Below are 2,625 nucleotides of genomic sequence, written 5' to 3' on the forward strand. Positions count from 1 at the left end.
AGTACACAGCGTTGTAGATCATGTTTGATTTTTATATGTTATATTTAGAGCATAAGGGATCGTAAGGGTTTCGACGTGTTAGTAGAAGCTATCCTTTGATGCAGGTCGAGAGCGGGCTAACTCTCGTAAATCAATGGCTCAAATAAGTACATGCGAACAACATTGTATCTTTCTCTCGTAAAGCAGCTCCTGTAGCAGCCTAAGAACCAAACTTTTCGGTTTCGAGGAGTGATGTATGACTCCGTTAAATGCACCACTCAACCAATCAACGGATGCTGTGAATAGCTTTCTCTGATAGGCATTTCGCTTAAGACTTTATCAGTGCATCTCCCATTGCTAGAGATAAATAGCAGTTCCCTCCACGAGGATTAGATTGGATAAACCTGTGAATGACTGGGAAGTTAGGCGCTAGTGCGGACGGCAGTTCGACTCTGCCCGATTCCATTAACATAAATAAAAAGGCACTTGCTTAGCAAGTGCCTTTTTTATTGGTAATTTACAGTTCGCCGCAAAAGACTAGATGGAGAAAAATCTGAAATGTCTTCATTCTTGCCACATAGCTTTCTTACTTTTTACGTCATCCCTGAAAGCCTTTTCAGACATGGGTTTTACTCTACAGCTTATTGTTAATAATCTTAGCTTAATGACAATGAGTAATAGTAGAATGAGGCTTGCGGAAATATGCAATTATCTAGTTTTGCTGGGATCAAAAGATCCCGTGAAAAGTAAGCTAGTTTTACATTGTTGAGCACAGATTCTTTCACTTTCTTGACCAATTTACGTGAATTTCTTTTGTGAGTATTAGATGAAAACGTTAAAAAATTTGACTGTCAAATAAAAATTACTTGATACGCTACATGATCTAAAATGAAACGTCTAAACGTCTGACATTGAATAAATTTAAGATGTACTGGTAAAAATATGGGTGAGCCACTAACTAAACAACCACTCGTAGAGGCTCTTTGCGAATTACAGTTTAGTCCTTCAGAGAAATGGGACATAACTTTGCCTGGGCTTTTCTACGCTCAAGTAAAAGATGAATTTCCCGAAAGGACAACACTTAACCCAGTTAGCTTCCAGTTTGCTGTCAGTGAAAAGCCATTTGTCGATCTACCGCAGCCATCTAGCATATTTCCAAGACTCCAACTTAAACGTAGCGATAGCTCTGTAGTTGTACAAATTGGTTCGGATTTATTAGTTGTTAATCACCTACAGCCATATACAAGTTGGGAGAATTTTAGAGACTTAATACTCAGGATGTTTAACAAGTATGTCGAGCTATTGGGAGAAGTTAAGCTACAAAGGATAGGTTTACGTTATATCAATCATATTTCTCCTCCTAATGGTAGATTTGAGATTGAGCAGTTTTTATCGGTTTTTCCTATATTCCCAAGTCCTTTAAACCTTGACTTAGTAGGGTTCAGTCAAGTCTATGAATTTCAGCATATACAACCTAAAGGATTACTAAAACACCAAACGGGGGTTGTTCAAAAAGCTGATGGTAAGTTAGTGTTACTAGTAGATCTAGACTTTATTTCCCAAGAAATTGAGTTTAATGAAGCTACTGAGAAGCCACAAGATCTATCTCACTGCTTTCAAAACTGGCTCAACCAAGCACACGATCACATTGAATCGGCTTTTATTGCATCTCTCAACCCAGATTATTATGAGTTGTTAAAGTAGTAACCATTATGTTTGTAGTTAGAAACTTATCTATAACAGCAAATACACCTAAATTAGCATCTGTGAGTCAAGATGTGGCTATTACTGTACCTGTAAGACCAAGCTTCATTGGCGGAGATACAGCAGTGTCAAAATCCAACACGACAGCTAATAATAATTTTCCCATACAGGTTCATCAAACTCAGTTTGATTGGATTTCTAACACTAATGCATTTCAAAGATTAAAGCATCTTATAACTCTCAAAGATAATTGGGATGGTTACGGAGCCACAGAATTTAACAAACAACATATCAATAAAGCTTTAGAGTTGTTTGCGATAATTCAAAGTTATTTTAATGCCAAGAATTTGAGCTTTTCTCACTTTTCGCCATTTATTGCACCTTGCTCAGATGGAGCAATTTTATTCGAGTGGCGTGGAAAAAAATTTCCAGATCGCGAGTTAGAGATATTCGTCACTACTAAATTAACTGAGCCTATTGAATATCTAAAAAGTAATCAGGACTGTGAGGAAGAAGGTAGCTTTGAAGATATAGGCTTTGTAATTCCTCTACTTGAATGGCTTATGGGAAGTAATTGAATGACTGCCAACTATCAAGTTCAACCTGTTGATAAACTTTTTAGATGGTTGCATCCTGGGCAGTTCAAATGGGATGAAATGCGTCCAACTTCAGCAGCTTTTCGAGATCGTTATATGTCTGTTGACATTGCTGAACTAACCAGTTTAAAGACAAGCTACGAACGCGCAAAAAAGGCAAGAAAAGATGCTGTTGCTTCTTTTAAGGCACAGTTGGCTTTTGAGTTGAAGCAAAAAATTTATCATTGCCCAACTCAAATTTGTGAAGCGACTAATGAAAGTGTCTGTATGGTAGATGTTGAATGTCGAGCATATAAAGATGACGCATCCGTACAAGAATTAACTTGTACTAATGCTGCTCATGGGT

At 37.5% G+C, this 2,625-nt stretch carries 3 protein-coding genes and 1 other RNA gene; all 4 read left to right on the top strand.

The genetic code is table 11. The features are described 5' to 3' along the window. Positions 1 to 55: 55 nt before the first annotated feature. Positions 56 to 447: a transfer-messenger RNA gene (ssrA, locus tag EWV68_RS03945) on the top strand. 474 nt (positions 448 to 921) lie between these two features. Then, positions 922 to 1,683 (top strand): TIGR04255 family protein, encoded by a 762-nt coding sequence (locus EWV68_RS03950; protein ID WP_286391732.1) that lies wholly within the window; start codon positions 922 to 924, stop codon positions 1,681 to 1,683. Positions 1,684 to 1,691: 8 nt separating this feature from the next. Beyond that, entirely contained in the window at positions 1,692 to 2,261 is a 570-nt protein-coding gene (locus EWV68_RS03955) for a hypothetical protein (RefSeq protein WP_287168893.1), read from the top strand. Next, on the top strand, positions 2,262 to 2,625 hold a 364-nt coding region (locus EWV68_RS03960), incomplete at its 3' end, for a hypothetical protein (protein WP_287168894.1).

Origin of the sequence: Microcystis sp. M_QC_C_20170808_M9Col (assembly GCF_007095495.1) — a bacterium.
GTDB classification, from domain to species: domain Bacteria; phylum Cyanobacteriota; class Cyanobacteriia; order Cyanobacteriales; family Microcystaceae; genus Microcystis; species Microcystis aeruginosa.